Source organism: Chryseobacterium sp. FR054, from assembly GCF_056844565.1.
The window spans coordinates 338,823-357,220 of the sequence record NZ_JBXDSA010000005.1; the positions used below are offsets into that span (position 1 = coordinate 338,823).

At 39.0% G+C, this 18,398-nt stretch carries 18 protein-coding genes; 5 read left to right on the top strand and 13 right to left on the bottom strand.

Going from position 1 to position 18,398, the window contains the following annotated elements; all coding sequences use genetic code 11:
- Window positions 1-16 precede the first annotated feature (16 nt).
- Window positions 17-988, bottom strand: a complete 972-nt coding sequence (locus tag AC106S_RS20595) for an iron chelate uptake ABC transporter family permease subunit (RefSeq protein ID WP_482441584.1) — start codon at window positions 986-988, stop codon at window positions 17-19.
- Between the two features lie 24 nt (window positions 989-1,012).
- Entirely contained in the window at window positions 1,013-1,573 is a 561-nt protein-coding gene (locus AC106S_RS20600) for a TlpA family protein disulfide reductase (protein WP_482441585.1), read from the bottom strand.
- A 32-nt stretch (window positions 1,574-1,605) separates the two neighbouring features.
- Between AC106S_RS20600 and AC106S_RS20605 the strand changes: the two genes are divergently transcribed.
- The gene (locus AC106S_RS20605) at window positions 1,606-2,730 is read left to right on the top strand and encodes a 2Fe-2S iron-sulfur cluster-binding protein (protein ID WP_482441586.1); all 1,125 of its coding nucleotides are present in this window, start codon (window positions 1,606-1,608) and stop codon (window positions 2,728-2,730) included.
- A gap of 44 nt (window positions 2,731-2,774) precedes the next feature.
- Window positions 2,775-3,344, top strand: coding sequence for a SanA/YdcF family protein (locus tag AC106S_RS20610; RefSeq protein ID WP_482441630.1), 570 nt, complete (start codon window positions 2,775-2,777; stop codon window positions 3,342-3,344).
- On the opposite strand, the gene tamL is transcribed toward AC106S_RS20610, so the two are convergent.
- On the bottom strand, window positions 3,341-5,965 hold the full coding sequence (gene tamL / locus AC106S_RS20615; protein ID WP_482441587.1) for a translocation and assembly module lipoprotein TamL: 2,625 nt from the start codon (window positions 5,963-5,965) through the stop codon (window positions 3,341-3,343). The genes AC106S_RS20610 and tamL overlap by 4 nt on opposite strands.
- Between tamL and AC106S_RS20620 the strand changes: the two genes are divergently transcribed.
- A complete protein-coding gene (locus AC106S_RS20620) occupies window positions 5,951-6,676 on the top strand; it encodes a TrmH family RNA methyltransferase (RefSeq protein WP_482441589.1) in 726 nt (241 codons plus the stop codon). The genes tamL and AC106S_RS20620 overlap by 15 nt on opposite strands.
- Before the next feature lie 79 nt (window positions 6,677-6,755).
- On the opposite strand, the gene AC106S_RS20625 is transcribed toward AC106S_RS20620, so the two are convergent.
- From AC106S_RS20625 to porQ, 5 genes are all read right to left on the bottom strand, one after another.
- On the bottom strand, window positions 6,756-7,253 hold the full coding sequence (locus AC106S_RS20625) for a phosphoribosyl-ATP pyrophosphatase (RefSeq protein WP_482441590.1): 498 nt from the start codon (window positions 7,251-7,253) through the stop codon (window positions 6,756-6,758).
- Between the two features lie 3 nt (window positions 7,254-7,256).
- Window positions 7,257-7,565, bottom strand: coding sequence for a phage holin family protein (locus AC106S_RS20630; protein ID WP_482441592.1), 309 nt, complete (start codon window positions 7,563-7,565; stop codon window positions 7,257-7,259).
- 79 nt (window positions 7,566-7,644) lie between these two features.
- Complete coding sequence (locus AC106S_RS20635) at window positions 7,645-7,995, bottom strand: YtxH domain-containing protein (protein WP_062699275.1); 351 nt, start codon at window positions 7,993-7,995, stop codon at window positions 7,645-7,647.
- A gap of 95 nt (window positions 7,996-8,090) precedes the next feature.
- On the bottom strand, window positions 8,091-8,765 hold the full coding sequence (gene cmk / locus AC106S_RS20640) for a (d)CMP kinase (protein ID WP_482441594.1): 675 nt from the start codon (window positions 8,763-8,765) through the stop codon (window positions 8,091-8,093).
- Window positions 8,766-8,848: 83 nt separating this feature from the next.
- Window positions 8,849-9,841, bottom strand: a complete 993-nt coding sequence (gene porQ / locus AC106S_RS20645; RefSeq protein WP_482441595.1) for a type IX secretion system protein PorQ — start codon at window positions 9,839-9,841, stop codon at window positions 8,849-8,851.
- 165 nt (window positions 9,842-10,006) lie between these two features.
- On the opposite strand from porQ, the gene pyrH reads away from it, so the two are divergent.
- Both pyrH and frr read left to right on the top strand, forming a co-directional pair.
- Window positions 10,007-10,714, top strand: a complete 708-nt coding sequence (pyrH, locus tag AC106S_RS20650) for a UMP kinase (RefSeq protein WP_482441597.1) — start codon at window positions 10,007-10,009, stop codon at window positions 10,712-10,714.
- A gap of 96 nt (window positions 10,715-10,810) precedes the next feature.
- On the top strand, window positions 10,811-11,365 hold the full coding sequence (frr, locus tag AC106S_RS20655) for a ribosome recycling factor (RefSeq protein ID WP_482441599.1): 555 nt from the start codon (window positions 10,811-10,813) through the stop codon (window positions 11,363-11,365).
- Window positions 11,366-11,419: 54 nt separating this feature from the next.
- Here the strand turns inward: frr and AC106S_RS20660 are convergent, their stop codons facing one another.
- The 5 genes from AC106S_RS20660 to AC106S_RS20680 form a co-directional block, all read right to left on the bottom strand.
- Window positions 11,420-12,064: a hypothetical protein gene (locus AC106S_RS20660; RefSeq protein ID WP_482441600.1), complete on the bottom strand. Its 645-nt coding sequence runs from the start codon at window positions 12,062-12,064 to the stop codon at window positions 11,420-11,422.
- Window positions 12,065-12,120: 56 nt separating this feature from the next.
- Window positions 12,121-12,915, bottom strand: a complete 795-nt coding sequence (locus tag AC106S_RS20665) for a hypothetical protein (protein WP_482441601.1) — start codon at window positions 12,913-12,915, stop codon at window positions 12,121-12,123.
- A 137-nt stretch (window positions 12,916-13,052) separates the two neighbouring features.
- Window positions 13,053-14,510: an LptF/LptG family permease gene (locus AC106S_RS20670; protein WP_482441602.1), complete on the bottom strand. Its 1,458-nt coding sequence runs from the start codon at window positions 14,508-14,510 to the stop codon at window positions 13,053-13,055.
- 112 nt (window positions 14,511-14,622) lie between these two features.
- Window positions 14,623-15,270 carry an outer membrane lipoprotein periplasmic chaperone LolA1 gene (gene lolA1, locus AC106S_RS20675; protein ID WP_482441604.1) on the bottom strand — a complete coding sequence of 216 codons (648 nt, stop codon included), beginning with the start codon at window positions 15,268-15,270 and terminating at the stop codon, window positions 14,623-14,625.
- 63 nt (window positions 15,271-15,333) lie between these two features.
- Window positions 15,334-17,898: an FtsK/SpoIIIE family DNA translocase gene (locus tag AC106S_RS20680; RefSeq protein WP_482441605.1), complete on the bottom strand. Its 2,565-nt coding sequence runs from the start codon at window positions 17,896-17,898 to the stop codon at window positions 15,334-15,336.
- Window positions 17,899-18,398: the final 500 nt, after the last annotated feature.

Genomic DNA, 18,398 nt, shown 5'->3' on the forward strand with positions numbered 1-18,398 from the left:
GTTTTTCCCAACCTGATTAAACTCTATTCTGCTTCAGAAGCATCATCAGAATAACAGGTATCCCAAACACAGAACTGATTACATTCAGCGGAATATGGGTTTTCTCTGAAATGACAGAAAAAACAAGCATGATCAGCATTCCCAGAAACATATTCAGGATCCACTGCTGCCATAATTTTGAAGGATTATAGATCAGCCTGCAGAAATGAGGTACAATAATTCCTATAAATAAGATAGGACCTAAAAATGCGGTAATGGATGCCGATAACAGGGAAGAAGCTGCAATGATCAGGATTTTAAGCTGACTGAGATTCACCCCTAAGCTTTGAGCATAGGATGTTCCCAGAGAATTTCCTATCAATGGTTTTATCGTTTTAAAACAGAAAAATAATCCAGTGAAAACCAGAATGGAAAGTACGTAGATCTGGTTTCTGGAAACCAGATTGTTGGCTCCGAATGACCATAAGATATAATTTTTCAGACTCTGATTTTCCGCATAGAACTGAAGAAGGGAAACAATGGCTCCTGCAAAAGCAGAAACAAGGAACCCGAAAATAATAAGATAAGATTTATCCTGAAATCTGTTCGACATAGAGAGCAGAACCAGCATCAGTACCAGACTTCCGGCAATCGCAGATAAGCTGAGAAAACTGTTCTGCAGAAATTCGGGAATCAGAATATCATGAGAAAAGAAAATATAAAAGGCAACGGACAGGCTGGCCACCGAGGTAATTCCCAGAATATCGGGTCCTGCCAATGGATTCTGAAAATACTCCTGCATCAGAAATCCTGAGGTGGGAATAGAAATCCCGGCAAGAAGCATGACCAGAATGCGGTTGACCCTGATCTCTGCAATCTGGCTGTTGGCAGAATCTATGAAAAAATCCTGAAGATTTAAGTTTAAAAATCCTGTGTTCAGATTAATTACCACGGCCAAAATGATGGCGGCTGTTAAAACCAGACACAGGATCTTGAATTTATTTGACATTATTCAGAAAGAATTCTGTATATATTATTTTAGCAGGGCATCGATTTTTGAGTTCAGTACTTCTTCCGTCATCATTCCCGGATATTCGTCAATCTTATCTCCTTTTCTCATATAGGTAAAAGGAATTGAACCTCCGTCCCACTGTTTGAAATTATTGGTAAAAAAAGTAGGATCCAGCTGCTGGCCATCCAGAAGAATAATATGTCTGGCCAGATCATTTTGCTGGGCAAAGTTTTTTACGGCAGTGTCCCATTCCGTTTTATCATCCAGACTGATGAAGGTAAATTTAACAGGTTTGTTTTTCAGCTCCTGCATTTTATTTTTAAAATGAGGAATTTCTCTCATACACGGGCCACACCAGGTTGCGAAAAAGTTCGTTACGTAAAGTGTATCATTATTTTGAGCTAAATATTTTCCTACATTTTCAGCTGTAAACTCTTTTGGTGTATAAGCACCGGTTTCGGCAGAGGTCTTTTCCACAGTAGAAAGAGAATCCGTGGGCGTAGTGGCATCTGTTTTGCCACCTTCTTTTTTGCAGCTGTAAAGCGCGGAAAGAATAAGCGTGGATAAAATTATCTTCTTCATAAATTATTTTTTGTCTATTTTTGGATTGAAGTATGAAACAACAAATCTATAAAGGGAAACTGATCCGGTTTCACCGGTTAAAAGTAACGAAAAAGGAAGAACTGACCAAAAATACTTTCTCCCTGGAGTTTGAAATTCCTGGAGAACTTGAGGAGAATTTCAGATTTGAAGCCGGCCAGTTTGTAAGCATACAGTTTATGGCTCATGGAAAGGAAGTCATCAATGACTATTCAATGACTTCAGCACCTTATGAGAAAAGAATATGTCTCGGAATAAAGATAAATTCCCCTGAAGGAGAAGCTTCACAGCTGTTTCAACATTACCGTGAAGGAGATGAAATGCTGGTAAGTGAACCTTCCGGAAGATTTACACTGGTTTCAAAGCCCAGTGAGTTCAGAACGATCGTTGCTTTTGCTGCCGGCATAGGAATCACTCCGATTCTCAGTCATTTTAAAAATATTCTGCACAATGAGCCACGCACCAGGCTGTTCCTGTTCTTTGGAAATAAAAGTTCAGATGAAGTGGTATACAGGGATCAGCTGGATAACCTGGCCAGAACGTGCGGAGACAGACTTCAGATCTTCTACTTTTTCTCACAGGAAAAAACGGCAGATCAGTTTTTTTATGGAAGGCTGGACGGGAAAAAATTAAGCCTGATCATCAATCAGATCCTTCATCTGGATGATACGGATGAAGAATCTACGATCTGGGATGCGGTAGATGAAGTACTGATCTGCGGAAAGGGAGAAATGATCAAAACACTGGCTAATGCCTGCTATCATCACGGCATTCCCAAAAAAAATATACATTTTGAACTGTTTGAAGAGTTTAACGATGATATTTACCCGATAGAAAATGAGTTTCCGCTGATCAGAAATGTTGAAGTGGAATTCAAAGCATTAGGGAAAGAATATCAGGTGGAGCTTCCGGATAATCGTGAAAAGATCCTGCAGCAGCTGCTGGTTCAGGATTTTCCGGTTCCTTATTCCTGTAAATCCGGGATATGCGGAAGCTGTGAGTGTTATCTGGAGGAAGGAGAAGTAGAGCTTCTGGAAAATGAATACCTTACAGAGAAAGAAGAAGCACAGGGGAAAATATTAGCCTGCATGTCAATAGCAAAAAGTAAAAAAATAAAGCTTAACTTTGATCTTAGTTGAGGATTATTAGGAACATATTTAATTTAACCTTTGTGTCAATAGAAATGGGAGTTCTGTTGATCATACTCTGCAATGCCTGGGTTTTCGGACTGACGAACGGGCGTACCTATACCAAAATTTCAAAAATCCCGCCGAGAGAAGTTGCTTTGGTCCTGGGAACTTCTCCCAAAATGAGATCAGGACTTTCCAACCCTTATTTTACGAAAAGGATGGATGCTGCCGCACTTCTTTACCATCACGGGAAAATCAGAAAGATTATTGTAAGCGGTGAAAAAAGTAAAGGGTATAATGAACCTGCTGCAATGAAGAATTATTTGATTTATCAGGAAGGGGTTCCGGAAGATATTATTGTAGAAGATCCGAAAGGATTTAACACCTATAAAAGTATTTTACGCTGCAAGGATGTATATAAGAAAACAGACGTGATCATTGTTTCACAAGGGTTTCATAATCTCCGTGCCCTGTTTTTTGCAAGAAACAACAATATGAATGCGCTGGGATTTGATGCACAGGACGTAACAAAGCCCGAAAGCTACTACAGAAATCAGTTCCGGGAGATTCTCGCCAGAGTGATTGCCGTAGTATATTTTATATTGGGAATTTCTCCGGATTAGAAAGGGTATCCGAATGCAATATTCAGTGTAGGTTTGAAAGGCTGGAAATTCTTAAATCTCCATCGGTCTCCATCCGGTTTATTCGGATCATAGATTTTGTAAGCAAGATCAAGTCTCAGAGTGATATAGGCAATATTCAGTCTTAATCCCACACCGCTTCCGATTCCAACCTGTCCCAGGAATTTGTTGAATTTGAATTCATCACCATAACCTCCGGTTCCATCGGGTTTTCTAAGGCTCCATGTATTTCCTATATCCGTAAATAATGCACCTTCATACATTTCATTAAAGGGAATCCTGTATTCTATGTTTGTGGTGAGTTTCACATTGTTCGTCATATAGGTACGCACTCTTTCATCAATCTGGGAATCTGAAGGTCCAAGCCCTCCAAAAGCTACCCAGGCTCTGATATCATTGGATCCACCGTTGAAATAAGACTTAATAACCGGCATATCCGTAGAGTTTCCGTAAGGAATACCGAGACCGATAAACTGTCTCAATACTAAAGTCTGATTGCCATTGAATTTAAAATATTTTCGGGTATCGATATCAAATTTCACAAACTGGGCGTATGGGAGTCCGAAAATTGTTCTCTGAGGATTCGTGATAACACCTCCTGCATCTCTTTTTTGATTGAATATGCTTAAAATATTACCTGCAAGTTCTACTTTTCCGTTAAAATAGAAGGCATTCGGATAATCTTTTTTACCAATCTCACTGTAAACAAAATTATAGATCATGGAAGAAATGAGGATATCCTGAGTTTGTCTGTCCTTATTCACAAGCGATCCCATAAATGCCAGCAGAAGATCCTGGTTTTTCTTATCCAGTGAACCTATGTAAGCATTGTTTTTCAGAATCATTTCTGAAACATCATCAATACTGAGTTGCCCTGAAAGGTACTTGTTCTCAATATCCGCCAGTTCCGGAATATTAGCCGTGTAATCAAAATAATTTCTGAACATATCATCCTTGATTCTTTCATCGTTCGTGAAATAATCATAATAGGCATCTTTATTTTTGGTAAGACTGACCTGCGTATTGAACAGGGTAAGTCTGTGTGAAACCTGATCGTTGACATTGGCCTGATAATTAAGTCCCGTATTAAAATTTACCCTTCCCAGGCCGATATTATTCTGTACCGATGCCCCTAAAAGAATAGAGGAAGTTGGAGTATATCTTTTGGGAAGAAGCTTATAATAATCAAAAGGAAGCAGCAGCCTCGGGAAATTGAGGGACGCCTGGGCTGAAATTTCATAAGCCAGTTCTCTTTTACTGATATCTTTGGTACTTCTTATGGACCCGAAAGCTCCGGAAAGACTCGTTGAAAGGTTTTCCGCCCCTCGGAAGACATTCCTTGTGGTAAGATCTACGGAAGGGGACACCCCGAGATTCAGAATCTGGGAATAATTGACGTCGGTTCCTACCTTCAGTTCATATTTAGGCAGAGGTTTCAGAACATAAAGAACATCGATAATACTGTCATTAGGTGCTGTACCGCCACCTCTTCTCAGGGAATCTCTTGCCTTTACAAGGCTGAAGTTGTTCATTGCGAGAAGATTTCTTTTGGTAAGATCCAGTTTTTTCTGGTCATATACCTGTTTGTTGTCTATGATAACGGATCTCCACAGTGATGATATTTTATAATTATCGTTCACTCTATGGAATCTTATTCTCCGCAGGCTGTCTTTCACCGTATTTTTAGGGTAGTCACCATTCTCTTCTATGATGGCCACATCTATATTCCCGATTGTGGAGATTTTATAAGGACGGTCTGTGGAATCCCGGTGGATCTCAAGTACGAGAGGAACCTGTTTTTTATTTTTTAAGGTATCGGCAACAAAGGACACCTCTTCATTGGAGCTGTTGAACCTGTAATATCCTTTTTCCCTCATCAGGTCGGTAATTCTTGCCGCTTCTTTTTCAAGCACGGTCTGGTCCAGAATCTGGCCGGATCTTATCAGACTCTTGTCTAGTTTCTGCCAGTAAAGGCCTTTAACGGTAGGATCTGTAATATTATAGTAATAGTCCTTAATATAAGTGGGTTCGTTGTGCCTGATGAAATAATTGACAGCAGCCTTTTTTGAAGCAGAATCAAGCACATGCTTAAAGTTGACTTCTGAATTCCAGAAACCTCTGTAAACCATTCTTTTCTCAATAGATTCAGCACTTTTTTCACTTCTTGTCTGATCCAGAATAACAGGCGGGCTTCCCCAATTGTGAAGGAGACGGTCTAAAAAGAGCGTTTTTCCCACGTTATTTTTCATACCGTATTTGATGAACAGGGAATCTCTCAGTTTCTGATCTCTCATTTCACTGGGATACGTCATGTATTCATTAAGCAGGGTATCATATTTGGGATTAGCCATATTATAAAAACCGAGACTTAACGGCATAAAGAGAAGCTGCTTTTTATTGGGCTTCTGCTGTACATAATCTTTCAGCTCTTCATCAAAAGATTCTTTCTTATCTTCGAATTCAAAATTGTTTTTGGTGAGCAGATATTCGCCATCCGGAACCTTTTTGGTTGTGCTGCATGCGTAAAGTAGGCCAACAAATGTTGCAAATGAGATAATTTTATAATATTTTTGAGGAGAATTCTTATAATGCTTACAGCTCATACAATAAAAGTTTTACAGTCTTTAGATAAAAAGAAGTTCAGACAAAAATACAATTTGTTTTTGGTTGAAGGTAATAAAATCATTTGTGAACTTTTCGATTCAAACATTAAAATTAAGGAAATATTCTCTACGGATCCGCAAAAATTAGGCCGTACAGATGCACCTGTTATCCAGATCACTGAAAATGAGCTGAAAAAGATCAGCTTTCTTAAAACCCCGAAAGATTCCGTGGCGGTATGCTATCTTGCTGAAGGGGAAATAAAAGAAGACAGAGAGGTACAACTCGTTCTGGACGGGATTCAGGATCCCGGAAATCTGGGCACAATTATCCGCCTGGCAGACTGGTTCGGCATTGAACAGATCATCTGCAGCGAAGATACGGTAGATGTTTACAATCCAAAAGTAATACAGGCGACGATGGGATCTTTTACCCGGGTAAATACTGTTTATACAGATCTTGTGGACTATCTGTCCGGAACGGAAAGCGTAAATATCGGAACAGATATGGAAGGGGAAAGTATTTATTCGTTTGAGAAGCCGGAGAAAATGAATCTTATTCTCGGCAATGAAGGAAACGGAATGCGTCCTGAAACAGAAAAATTACTTCATAGGTGTGTAACGATTCCGAGATTCGGAAAATCACAGTCTACGGAAAGCCTGAATGTCTCTATGGCAGCAGGAATTGTGCTGGGACAGCTTTTCAGAAGTTAAATTTATAAGATTTCAGATTTCAGATCCTGATAGGGTATTATTCATTTATCTGTCTGAAATCTGAAATCTTATATTTATTTTATATCAGCTGTTCCATACTGGAAACACTTTTGTTTTTCTGATATTCTTCAAGTTTTTTTCTGACATACTTCAGTGCAATAGGAGCGAGATAGATCATAGCGGCCCCCAGAAGTTTCTTTTTCCAGTTGGGACTTTTCATGTTCTTTTTTGCATAATTGCCAACGAGCGCTGTTACCCCAAGTTTAATAAGCCCGTCAGTAACATTTCCTCCCAATGCAGTGCTGGCAATACCTACTGCCGTATTTTTATTGATCAGCAGATCTTTCACCTCAGAAGTAAGCTGTCTTGCAATAACGTCTTTACGGAGAACCACCTTTTCATCGCCGTCATCATCTACTTTTTCCTGAAGGTACTGATCGCTCAGTCCGTTGGTAAAGGCACTTAAACTTTCCTTTGTATTCTTAAAGGTAAGAAGATTTTCCAGATCATTTATTTCGCCTTGAAGCAGTTTTTTCTTTCTCCTTAATTCTTCGATGCTTTCATATTTTCTGCCCATAGCTTAATGATTTAAAAATTTAATAACCTGGTCTGCAACCGTATTGACAATTTTATTCTTGAAAGCAACCACAAATGCCATGATAAGAGCATAGAACGCAGCAACAATCAGAAAACCGTAAGAAGTATTATCCAGAGCTTTGCCGATAAGAAAGGCAATTCCGAAATTGAAAAGGATAATAAAAAAAGCAAAAGCAACAAGCAGCACTACAAAGTAGGTAATGAGCCCTGCGGAAAGAGAAGATTTTTCGGTGGCTTCAATTTTCAGAAGATCTATTCTCTTCGAGGCATATTCTTTAATAGTCTCTATCATTGTTTTTTTTTAAAGTTACAAAAAAAGGAACTTTCGCACAAAAAGTTCCTTCCCATAATTTACTCAAAAAATAAATTACTTATTTTTTAAGATCATTCAATTCAGCTTCTACATCCTTTACTACGTCTGCAGTTTTAGAAACGATCTGATCCTTGTATTTATCATATCCGTCTTTTACCGTATGGGCTACATTATTGGCTGTTTCTTTGAAAGTAGAAGAAATATTGCTGTACTGGTCCTTTACTTTTTCAGAAACCTCACCGTATTTGTTTTTAGCCTGGTCTTTTAGGTCGTTTGCTTTATTTTTGATTTTTTTTCTTGTTTCTTTACCTTCTTCAGGGGCATAAAGCATTCCTAAGATTACACCTGCTGCAGCACCTGCAAGAAGTCCTGCCAATATACCTGCTGTATTTTTTCCTTTTCTAGACATTTTAAGCTTTTTTAATAGTTAATAAAATTAGTTTTTTACTGTGTCAAAATGTACAATTTGCATACCAAAGGAGAGTGGCAGCCTATTAAAAAGTGTTAAATCTTATTGATATGGGATAAAATCAGGTCTATGGTTTCTTCTTTTGTAAGCGAAGTATTGTCGATTACAATAGCATCTTCTGCCTGTTTCAATGGGGCAATTTCCCTCTCACTGTCGATCTTGTCGCGTTCAATAAGGTTCTGTTTTACCTGTTCTCTGTCTGTTTTTATTCCCAAACCTGCCAATTCAAAATATCTTCTGTTGGTTCTTTCATCAATACTGGCAGTAAGGAAGAATTTATAGTCTGCATTTGGCAGAACTACTGTCCCTATGTCACGTCCGTCCATAATAATACCTCCTTTTTCTGCCAGATTTCGCTGGGATTGGAGAAGAAAGTCTCTTACTTCTTTCTGTTTGGCTACAATACTTACATTGTCTGAAACTTCAGTGGTACGGATCTGCTTGGAAATATCAATATGATTGAGGTAAAGAACCAGCTCATTATCATTGTTTCTGAACTCAAGTTCGATCTGGTCTAAGGATGAGAAGAGCTTCGGGAGATCAACAGAGCCGTCTTCATTCATACAGTTCTGTATGGCAAACCATGTAATGCCTCTGTAAAGCGCACCGGTATCCAGATGTATAATATCCAGTTTATCGGCAATGACTTTAGATATTGAACTTTTTCCGGTAGACGAGTACCCATCGATAGCTATTACAGGTTTTTTCATACCGCAAATTTCAAGATTTTTTTTAAAAAACCAAGTCTGTAAAGAAAAAAATCTACATAAGAATGCAGATTTATAGGGTGAAATTATTCTCCTGCGTGGCTGCTAAGGTCTATGGAAACACCTATCTGGTTCACATTGGAAGAGTTATGGTAACGTACATGAGCGTAATCGATACGGAACTTTCTTAATTTGATTCCGAAACCTCCGGAAAGCCCCGAAAAGTTTCTCTGATCTGCCACGGCCAGCTCATTACCTCTTTTTACATTGTATCCAAGTCTGATATTAAACCCTTTTTCAGGGAAAAGTTCTGCTCCTACGGAAAAATGGTCTGCCAGCTTTCTGCCGAAACCTACTTCCTGCCCGTTCACATTATATTGATCTGAAATATCAAACTGCTGAAGATCATGCGCCGTAATGGTGATGGCAAGCGGAATCATTTTCAGGATTTTGGTATACCCCAGATCCACTCTGAACGGAAGATTTTCTCTTGTTCCGTTGAATGATTTCAGCTGAAATCCGAAATTCCTTAATACCAATGAAAGGGTTTCCTTGTTTTTCTTATTGTGATAAGTAACTCCCGCCGTTCCTGAAATAGCAGAAGAAGTATAATTGTCTATTTTTGAAGTGATAAAATTGATTCCTCCTCCAATAGTCCAGTCTTCTTCAAACTGATAGGCATACCCTGCACCAATGGCTACATCGGAAGCTTTGAAGTTTCCGTTTTCATAACCGCTTTCATCGGTTCTGGGAATGCTGCCATAGCTCATATATCTTGCATTGATGGTGGCCATATGTCCGTTATCGAAATCCCTGGCATAGGCCACGGTTCCGTATTTGGAATCGGCAAGGTAGGCAGCACCGTTTACAGATAACTGTTTATCTGAATCTTTATTAAGAAGGGACGGGTTTGCAATGGCAAAGGAAACATCATGATCTCTGACGGAAATTGCATCGCCGCCTAAGGCAGCCTGTCTGGCAGATACAGGGATGTTTAAGAAAGGATAAACATTTGTTCCTGTTTGTGCATAAGAAACAATTCCTGATAGAAATAATGAAAAAATGACAATTTTCTTCAATTCAATTTATAATTAATGCAAAAATAATCCTTTTTCGTACTTATCAAAATATTTCTGACATTATTTGTGTGTAAATATTTTTCTTTTACCAATATTTTTAATGATTATATTTGCAAAATCAAATTTCGGGGAAATCAGCTCCAATAAAATTTATTAAAATTAAAGATGAAATATAAAAGAATCCTTCTAAAACTGAGTGGTGAGGCCTTAATGGGAAACAGACAATACGGTATTGACAATGAAAGACTGCAGGAGTATGCGGCGGAGATCAAAAAAGTAGTGGATAAAGGATGCGAAGTAGCGATCGTTATTGGAGGAGGAAACATTTTCCGTGGAGTAGCAGGTGCAGCGAAAGGGATGGACAGAGTGCAGGGAGATTACATGGGAATGCTGGCAACGGTTATCAACGGAATGGCACTTCAGGGAGCACTGGAGGATGCGGGAATCAAAACAAGACTTCAGTCTGCTATTGAAATGGACAAGGTAGCAGAACCTTTTATCAAAAGAAGAGCGGTGAGACACCTTGAAAAAGGCAGAGTCGTGATCTTCGGAGCCGGAACAGGAAACCCGTATTTTACCACAGATACCGCTGCAACGTTAAGAGCAATTGAAATAGGGGCAGATGTAATCCTGAAAGGAACCAGAGTAGACGGAATTTATGACAGCGATCCTGAAAAGAATGCTGATGCCGTAAAATATAATTCATTATCTTTCGACGAAGTATTTGAGAAAAACCTCAAGGTAATGGACATGACGGCCTTTACTTTAAGCCACGAAAACAAGCTTCCGATCATTGTATTCGATATGAATAAAGACGGTAACCTGGAAAAGATCGTGGAAGGGGAAAATGTAGGGACTCTGGTAGATTTATAGAACGTAGTACGCAGAGTAAAGATTTTTAACAGTACTCATTACTGATTACTTATCATTTCATAATTAATGTGCAATTTATCAAACTATAATATAATAATGGAAGAATTAGATCTTATATTAGAATCTGTAAAGCAGGATATGGATGCAGCTGTAAAGCACCTGGATCACGCATTTCAAAGAATCAGAGCAGGACGTGCTTCTACGGCTATGGTTCAGGATGTAATGGTGGAATATTATGGAGCAATGACTCCTATCAACCAGGTTGCCAACGTATCTGTTCCGGATGCCATGACAATTTCTATTCAACCTTGGGACAGAACGGCTATCAACGCGATTGAGAAGGCAATCATCAATTCAAACTTAGGCTTTGCCCCTTCTAATAACGGAGAGAATATTATCCTTAATGTTCCGCCTTTAACGGAGGAAAGAAGAAAGGAGCTGGCAAAACAGGCTAAAGTAGAAGCTGAGCAGACTAAAGTAACGGTAAGAAATGCAAGACAGGACGGGTTGAAAGAACTGAAAAAACTGGAAGGAGTTTCTGAAGATGTAGTAAAAGGAGTGGAAGAAGAAATTCAGGCTTATACCGACAAATATGTAAAGCTTTGTGATGAGCATCTTAAAACAAAAGAAGCTGAAATTATGAAAGTGTAATTTTCAGTTTTTGAAAATAAAAAAGAGGTTTCCCGGGGGACCTCTTTTTGTTTTTTACAGACATTCTCTGTTTTCTTTCTGATCTTTATTTTTCATGAGCAATCTGTATGTTTTCATAAGATCATCGGTCTTACACGGTACTTCTTTGCCCGCAATTTTAGAAGGATCCGGTTTTTCTGAGCCGTTGGATCTTATGCTGTATTTCTTTTCGAGACATCTGATAGGTTTTCCGTTCAGGATATAGATCCTGGTTTCTGTAATATCATCTTTGGTAACAGGTTTTTCCGGGGTTCCGCCATCGAAATTCCATACGGTTTCTTCCCTGAAGATGAAGAACGGTTCCCCATTCCTGATGAAATACTGTTCGGTAGCCGAAAAATGGCTGTGTTCCGTGTAAGAATGCCGGATCACTTTAATGCCGTCTTTTTCTGAATAAAAGGTAACCTCTCCGGCAGGTTCTTCGTTGCAATTGTAGGTAAATCCTTTTGAAGTAAGCTTATTTGTTTCCAACAGTGTGTGCAGCCTGGTATATTCTTTTTTAATATCATCAGTCGGGTCTGATGAATCTGCCTGTCCGGAAGTTTTTTTAACGGCAGAACTGTCTGCCCCGGAAGATGGCAGGTGAGTTTCTCCGGTATCTGCTTTTTTACAGGACATAAAGACCGCCAGGAATGCTGTAATGAATAGTATTGTTTTCATATTTTGTAAGAATGGTATTAAAAACGGAGATTCCTGTGAGAAATCTCCGTATCTGTTTATTTACAGTTTTCGTTATAATCTGCAATCACTTCTTCCACAATTTCAGGAACGTTTGACATGACATCATCAATCTGGCTTTTGATCAGCTTCCCAAGTCCTGATCTTTTTTTCTCATCATTTTTAAGAGAAGCGTAAGAACCGGCGGTTAATTTCCCTTTGGCATAACTGCAGTCTGCAATGATGGTTTTGGCTTTGGCGAACGTAAGCTCTTCCAGTTTGCCCCCTTTTTTGGTATAAATATAGGAAGGGAAATTTCTCATTCTTTCATTTTCTTTGTCAGCGGCTGCGATTTGTCCGCCTGCAGAGAACGTGGTAGGGTAGCCGTAAAGCTTGTATACTTTGATCTTTCCGTCTGTAACTACTTCTGCGAACTGTGTACTTTTGGTGAGATTGTTGAATGCTTTCAGGTTTCCGCTCAGTCCGCCGGTTGCGGTATTGAACCCTTCTTTTGTATTGGTATATTTAATGGTTTCAAAATGTCTTTCATTGTTGTCTGCATCAATAGCGGTGTACCCCTTAATATCGTCCGCATCAAAACCTTTGAACTTCTGTTTCTTTTTGGTCTTGTCAATATCTGCTGTCGCAATGAATTTTACTTTCTTCTGGTTATCCCACGGATTTCTTTCGTCTCCGTTCAGTCTGACAATTCCTTCAATCTTTTTACCGCTTTTATCAATGATATAACCCGGTTTCTCATCATTTCTCAGTTCATAATCCGTATTGCCGTCTTCCTGTGCATATGCGTTGATAGAGACGATTGTAAATAAGCTAAATAGTAGTGCTTTTTTCATGTAATTATTATTTTTAACAATTTTTGTAAATATAATCTTTTATGGGGTATGAAAAAACAGGATGAAATACCACAATTCCATGAATAAAAAAGACCCGGATCTCGCCGGGCCTGTATTATTAATTCTACTTTTATCAATTACTGATACCTTGTATGTTCTTTCGTTTTTACAAATAGCTTTGTAACCGGTTTAAAGAAGGCTTTGTATTTCTCTGCATCAAACAGCTGCGAATCGGTAAGGGCCTTATACGTCATCCATACTCCGAAAGGAAGAAGGATCAGGTTCGGCAGCCAGGCAGCCAGATAAGGGCTCATTTTTCCTCCCCAGGATACGTTTTCAATCCCGAGATTCATCACATAGAAAATAATGAAAATAATAATTGCTATGATCACGGGAAGTCCCATTCCTCCTTTTCTGATGATCGATCCCAGACTGGCTCCGATCAGGAAGAAGATGATACAGGTTACAGAATAGGAAATAATTCTCTGCTGATAAATCACAACCTTACTGAAATATTTTATATTGGAGCTGAATTCATTCTTTTTATCAGCGGCTGTTGTTTTCAGGCTTTCCAGGTTATTATAGGAATTGTAAAGAAGCTCCAGCTTTTTGTCTCCCTTTAAAGAATCCATTTTGATCTGGGGCTTGGGAGTTGCTTTGGACTTCACATTTTTATCCATATAGCTTACCAGTGAATTGGTACGGCTTAAGACATCAGTTCCGACATTGGTAAAAAAGGCGGCATTATCTTTCTTGTTTTTGGTTACTGTTTCATTCAGTTGTCCGTAAGTCTGGAAACGGTAATCGTCTGTGATCTGTTCCTTTTCAATGGCTTTATTGATAAGGTCACTTACATCAAAAAGAGAAACCAATGTATCAAATTTGATGGCCTGATCGGGCTGTTTACTTCGTACATTTTCACCTTTTCCGGCGAAATTATCCTCAAATACATAGCCGTCGTATAGCTCCAGTTTTAGATAGTTTCTGGTAGGTGCAGGCACAAATCGCCCCTTTTTGGCAACAATGGTTTGTTGGTTTTCATAAGTGCTGGCTTTTTTGTGAACAAAAACGCCTTCAATATTTTCACCGTTATCTCCATATAGTTTATCAAACTTTACCATATATCCGGGAAGCTGATCAATGAACTGGCCCGGTGTAAAGTTAAGGGCAGGTTTGGTCTGTGCAATATTGAAGAGCATATTCTTTGCCTTTTTCTGGAAATCCGGAATAATATTATTGGAGAAGAAAAAAAGCATCACTGCCAAGATGACTGATACCCCAAATAGCGGAGCCATCACCCTTGTAAGAGAAATTCCGGCAGCTTTCATGGCCGCAAGCTCATACCGTTCTCCAAATTCTCCAAAAGACATAATGCTTGCCAGAAGAATGGTAAGCGGGAGTACCATACTGATAACGCTTACCCCAAGATAAAAAAGAAGTTTTAGGATCTGCCAGTAGCTTAATCCTTTACCCATAAACTGCCCCAACTGAACCCAGATAATGTTTACAATAAAAATGAAAAACAATACGCTGAATATAAAGAAAAACGGTCCAAAGAAGGTTTTTATGATATATCGGTCTAGTATTTTTAACATGCGCCAAAATTAATCAAAAAGCCACAAAGTTTACTTGTGGCTCTTATAATTTTTATATTTTTCTTTACTACCGAAAAGTAAAACTGCAGATGTGCAGATTGGTCTTTCGGTTTTAAAGTTCTGTGATCACGTAATTTTTGAACTTATTCTTGTCGAAAACGAACATATTAGGGTCCAGTTCCTGGTTTTCCTTATATTCTTTAATGGCAATTACCGCTACGTCCTGGTTGTTTCCGTGCTGTTCAAGTTTTACCATCTGTTTCTTTGCAGAATCTACAAAAAGATAAACGTATTTTATTCCGTTTGATTTTACAGGGGTAAGTTTAATGAAATCCGCATTTACACCGTTTACTGTCTTTTTGCCGTTATAAGTTACATTATAATCATTTCTGTAGGTTGTAAGATAGTTGATAGGGGAGAACATAGAGCTGCTTCCGTTAGGTTTGGCAATCGTTACTTCCATATCATCTGCATTGATGTTGTAGATCTTGTTCCCGTCATAGATCTGTTCTGTGTCCATGATTTTGAGCTTATATTTTTCTCCTGCGGCATAATAGATTCCCGGTTCGGTTTTGTTTACCTGTCCGTTTACTCCGCTTCCAAAAGAAAATTTGAAGTAGGAATTCTTTTTAGAATTATAGTTGGCGGTAATATCATCCAATATCTTTTTTGCCTTTGCATCAATTTTCTGTGCCTGAGCAAATCCAACTGCACCTGCAACAAAACTTCCCAATATCACTTTTGAAATAATATTTTTCATTTTCTTTATTTAATAATCTTTAGATTTTTTATTCCTAAGGCTGAAAACAATTTGTTTTTTCCTTTAACTACGCAGATCTTCCAAAAACTGTTCCAAAGAGTGAAGATCGGTAATGAGAACTTCTCTGGCTTTGGCTCCGTTGAAACCTCCCACAATGCCGCTTGCTTCCAGCTGGTCCATGATTCTTCCAGCTCTGTTATACCCCAGTTTCAGCTGTCGCTGAAGCATAGAAGTAGATCCCTGCTGGGTAGAAACAATGATTCTTGCCGCCTCTTCAAATAAAGCATCTTTTTCATTCGGATCGAAAGTACTTACTGAGCCGGATGAATCTTCAGAAACATATTCAGGAAGAAGGAATGCAGAAGCGTATCCTTTCTGTTCACCAATGTATTCTGCCAGCCTTTCGACTTCCGGAGTATCAACAAAGGCGCACTGAAGTCTTAGAATTTCATTTCCGTTAAAATAAAGCATGTCTCCTTTACCGATCAGCTGGTCGGCACCCGGAGAATCCAGGATAGTTCTTGAGTCTACGCTGGAAATTACCCTGAAGGCTGCTCTTGCAGGGAAGTTGGCTTTAATCATCCCTGTAATTACGTTTACGGAAGGTCTCTGTGTAGCCACGATCAGGTGGATTCCTACTGCTCTGGCAAGCTGGGCCAGTCTGGCAATCGGTGATTCAACTTCTTTTCCTGCGGTCATGATCAGATCCGCAAACTCATCTACTACCAGTACAATGTAAGGGAGAAAGCGGTGTCCGTTCTCAGGGTTAAGCTTTCTTTCCGTAAACTTTTTGTTGTATTCTTTCAGGTTTTTACAGAAAGCATTCTTAAGAAGGTCATACCTTGTATCCATCTCAATACAGAGAGAGTTCAGGGTATTGATTACTTTATTGGTATCTGTAATAATGGCTTCTTCTGCATCCGGAAGTTTAGCCAGATAATGCCTTTCAATTTTTGAATACAGGGAAAGTTCTACTTTCTTAGGATCTACCATTACAAACTTCAGTTCACTCGGATGTTTTTTGTAAAGGAGAGAGGTGAGAATGGCATTGATACCCACCGATTTACCCTGTCCGGTAGCTCCAGCCATCAGCAGGTGGGGCATTTTTGCGAGATCGGCCATAAAAACTTCATTGGAAATGGTTTTTCCGAAAACAACAGGCAGATCCATATCCGTATTCTGGAATTTATGAGAGGCGATCACAGACCGCATAGATACCATAGTTGGGTTCTTTCTCGGGACTTCAATTCCAATGGTTCCTTTTCCCGGCATTGGGGCAATAATCCTGATTCCAAGAGCGGAAAGGTTCAGGGCAATATCATCCTGCAGTTTTTTAATGGCTGCCACACGGATTCCCGCTTCCGGTACGATTTCGTATAATGTAACGGTAGGTCCGATGGTAGCTTTGATTTCAGCAATCCCTACATTGAAATTCTTTAAAAGACCTACGATTTTATTTTTATTCTCTTCAAGCTCTTCTTTGTTGATGGAGATTTCTTCATTTCCGTAATCTTTCAGAAGATCAATGGTCGGCATCTGGAATCCGGCAAGATCGAGTTTGTGATCATACAGGCCATGCTTTTCAACAAGCTCCTGGGATTTTCTGTCTGAATCGTCGAGAATATCTATGACAGGGGCTACTTCCACATTGAATTTAATATCTTCCTGAACCGGGTTTAAGGGCGGAACCGGAAGCTTAACCTCAGAAACCGGGCTCATATCAAATGCCTGCTCCGGAGTTGAAACAGGAACAGAGGGTTTTGTGTTGAGATTCAGGTTCAAAGGCTGAGACTGATCTTTTCTGTGATCTTCAAAAGAAGTATGGTTGGGGGTTACAATAGTTTCTACCTCTGCTACCGGCTCCGCTTCAGGGAATCCTTTCGGAACCTGTACCGGTTCCGGTTGTTTGTTTTTTACCTGTTCTGGCTGACCGGACACGTCAGTTACCGTAACATTGGGCATCTTATTCTCAGCTTCTTCTTCCAGTTCGTCATCTGCTTCGAAATTATCATCAGAACTAGGCATCATCGATTTTACTTTTCCGATGGTATTTTCATTGATGGTATCCAGTTTGGCTTTAATTGAGCTTGGACGGAGATTGAATTCCAGAATGAAATATAAAAGAATACTTGCCGCCAGCACCACCCACAGCCCAACGGTTCCGATGATGGCATTGAGATAATCCATGATCTGATATCCGTAAACACCACCCATAACGCCCTGGCCTTTGGTGATGGCTCCCATAAAAATAGGTAACCAGCAGATAAAAAACAGAGAATGGCCGATCGTTTTCCACGGTTTGAATATTTTTTTCTTGAGGATCAGGGTACCTACCACCATAAATAAAAAAGCGATAATAAATGAAGCGATCCCTATGCTTTCAAAAATGAAAATATTTCCCAGCCAGTCACCGGCCTTTCCGAAAATATTGGAGGATTTTATGCTTTTGTCAAGCATGGTTCCTGCCTGGCTCTGATCTGCTTTCCAGTTCATTAAATAGGAGATGAACGAGAATGCCAGAACCACAGAAAAAAGAATGAAAGTAAGCCCGAAAAATATACGTGGCTTTGATAAGATTTTGCCTGTATCAGGCGTTTCTGTTGGTTTTGTCTGTGTCTTTTTATCCATAATATCAATGTGGGCAAATTTAATGTTTTTTCAACATTAAAAGAATCTTTTTTTACTCAAAAAGAAAGCGTAATTTATGGTTATTTTTTTGAATTTACGGTGCTTATCGGGGATAATTTAAGCTAAAAACCTGTTAAAATTTATTTAAAACATTAAGACCCTTTGAGTGTTAAGATGAATTAAGGAAAAAATCAAACATTTTTCATAAGCATCATACCTCAGAACGAAACCTGGCTTAATATCCTGAAGACCTTCTGTTTCATTAATAATTTGAAATGTTTACGGATAAAGGCGCAGGGACTTTCACCCAAATTTTTATTTACACGTTCTGAAATTTCAGTTGTAATACTGAAATGGAGATCCGTTTCTGAACTCATTCAAACGTTTTGGATTTCTGCTGTCGTAACTTTATGCCCTTAAAGCTTATAAAATAAACTTGTTTAATCTTTTCTGCAGGAGATTAAAAGACTGAACAGCTTTGTAAAATAAAGAGTAAGATA

Bases quoted from the DNA above. Each gene is read 5' to 3' on its own strand.
- tamL (WP_482441587.1), bottom strand. From the start codon at position 5,965: ATGAGCTGTAAGCATTATAAGAATTCTCCTCAAAAATATTATAAAATT.
- AC106S_RS20660 (WP_482441600.1), bottom strand. From the start codon at position 12,064: ATGAAAACAATACTATTCATTACAGCATTCCTGGCGGTCTTTATGTCC.
- AC106S_RS20600 (WP_482441585.1), bottom strand. From the start codon at position 1,573: ATGAAGAAGATAATTTTATCCACGCTTATTCTTTCCGCGCTTTACAGC.
- pyrH (WP_482441597.1), top strand. From the start codon at position 10,007: ATGAAATATAAAAGAATCCTTCTAAAACTGAGTGGTGAGGCCTTAATG.
- AC106S_RS20620 (WP_482441589.1), top strand. From the start codon at position 5,951: ATGCTTACAGCTCATACAATAAAAGTTTTACAGTCTTTAGATAAAAAG.
- AC106S_RS20665 (WP_482441601.1), bottom strand. From the start codon at position 12,915: ATGAAAAAAGCACTACTATTTAGCTTATTTACAATCGTCTCTATCAAC.
- AC106S_RS20670 (WP_482441602.1), bottom strand. From the start codon at position 14,510: ATGTTAAAAATACTAGACCGATATATCATAAAAACCTTCTTTGGACCG.
- AC106S_RS20595 (WP_482441584.1), bottom strand. From the start codon at position 988: ATGTCAAATAAATTCAAGATCCTGTGTCTGGTTTTAACAGCCGCCATC.
- AC106S_RS20680 (WP_482441605.1), bottom strand. From the start codon at position 17,898: ATGGATAAAAAGACACAGACAAAACCAACAGAAACGCCTGATACAGGC.
- AC106S_RS20610 (WP_482441630.1), top strand. From the start codon at position 2,775: ATGGGAGTTCTGTTGATCATACTCTGCAATGCCTGGGTTTTCGGACTG.
- AC106S_RS20625 (WP_482441590.1), bottom strand. From the start codon at position 7,253: ATGGGCAGAAAATATGAAAGCATCGAAGAATTAAGGAGAAAGAAAAAA.
- frr (WP_482441599.1), top strand. From the start codon at position 10,811: ATGGAAGAATTAGATCTTATATTAGAATCTGTAAAGCAGGATATGGAT.
- lolA1 (WP_482441604.1), bottom strand. From the start codon at position 15,270: ATGAAAAATATTATTTCAAAAGTGATATTGGGAAGTTTTGTTGCAGGT.
- cmk (WP_482441594.1), bottom strand. From the start codon at position 8,765: ATGAAAAAACCTGTAATAGCTATCGATGGGTACTCGTCTACCGGAAAA.
- AC106S_RS20605 (WP_482441586.1), top strand. From the start codon at position 1,606: ATGAAACAACAAATCTATAAAGGGAAACTGATCCGGTTTCACCGGTTA.
- AC106S_RS20630 (WP_482441592.1), bottom strand. From the start codon at position 7,565: ATGATAGAGACTATTAAAGAATATGCCTCGAAGAGAATAGATCTTCTG.
- AC106S_RS20635 (WP_062699275.1), bottom strand. From the start codon at position 7,995: ATGTCTAGAAAAGGAAAAAATACAGCAGGTATATTGGCAGGACTTCTT.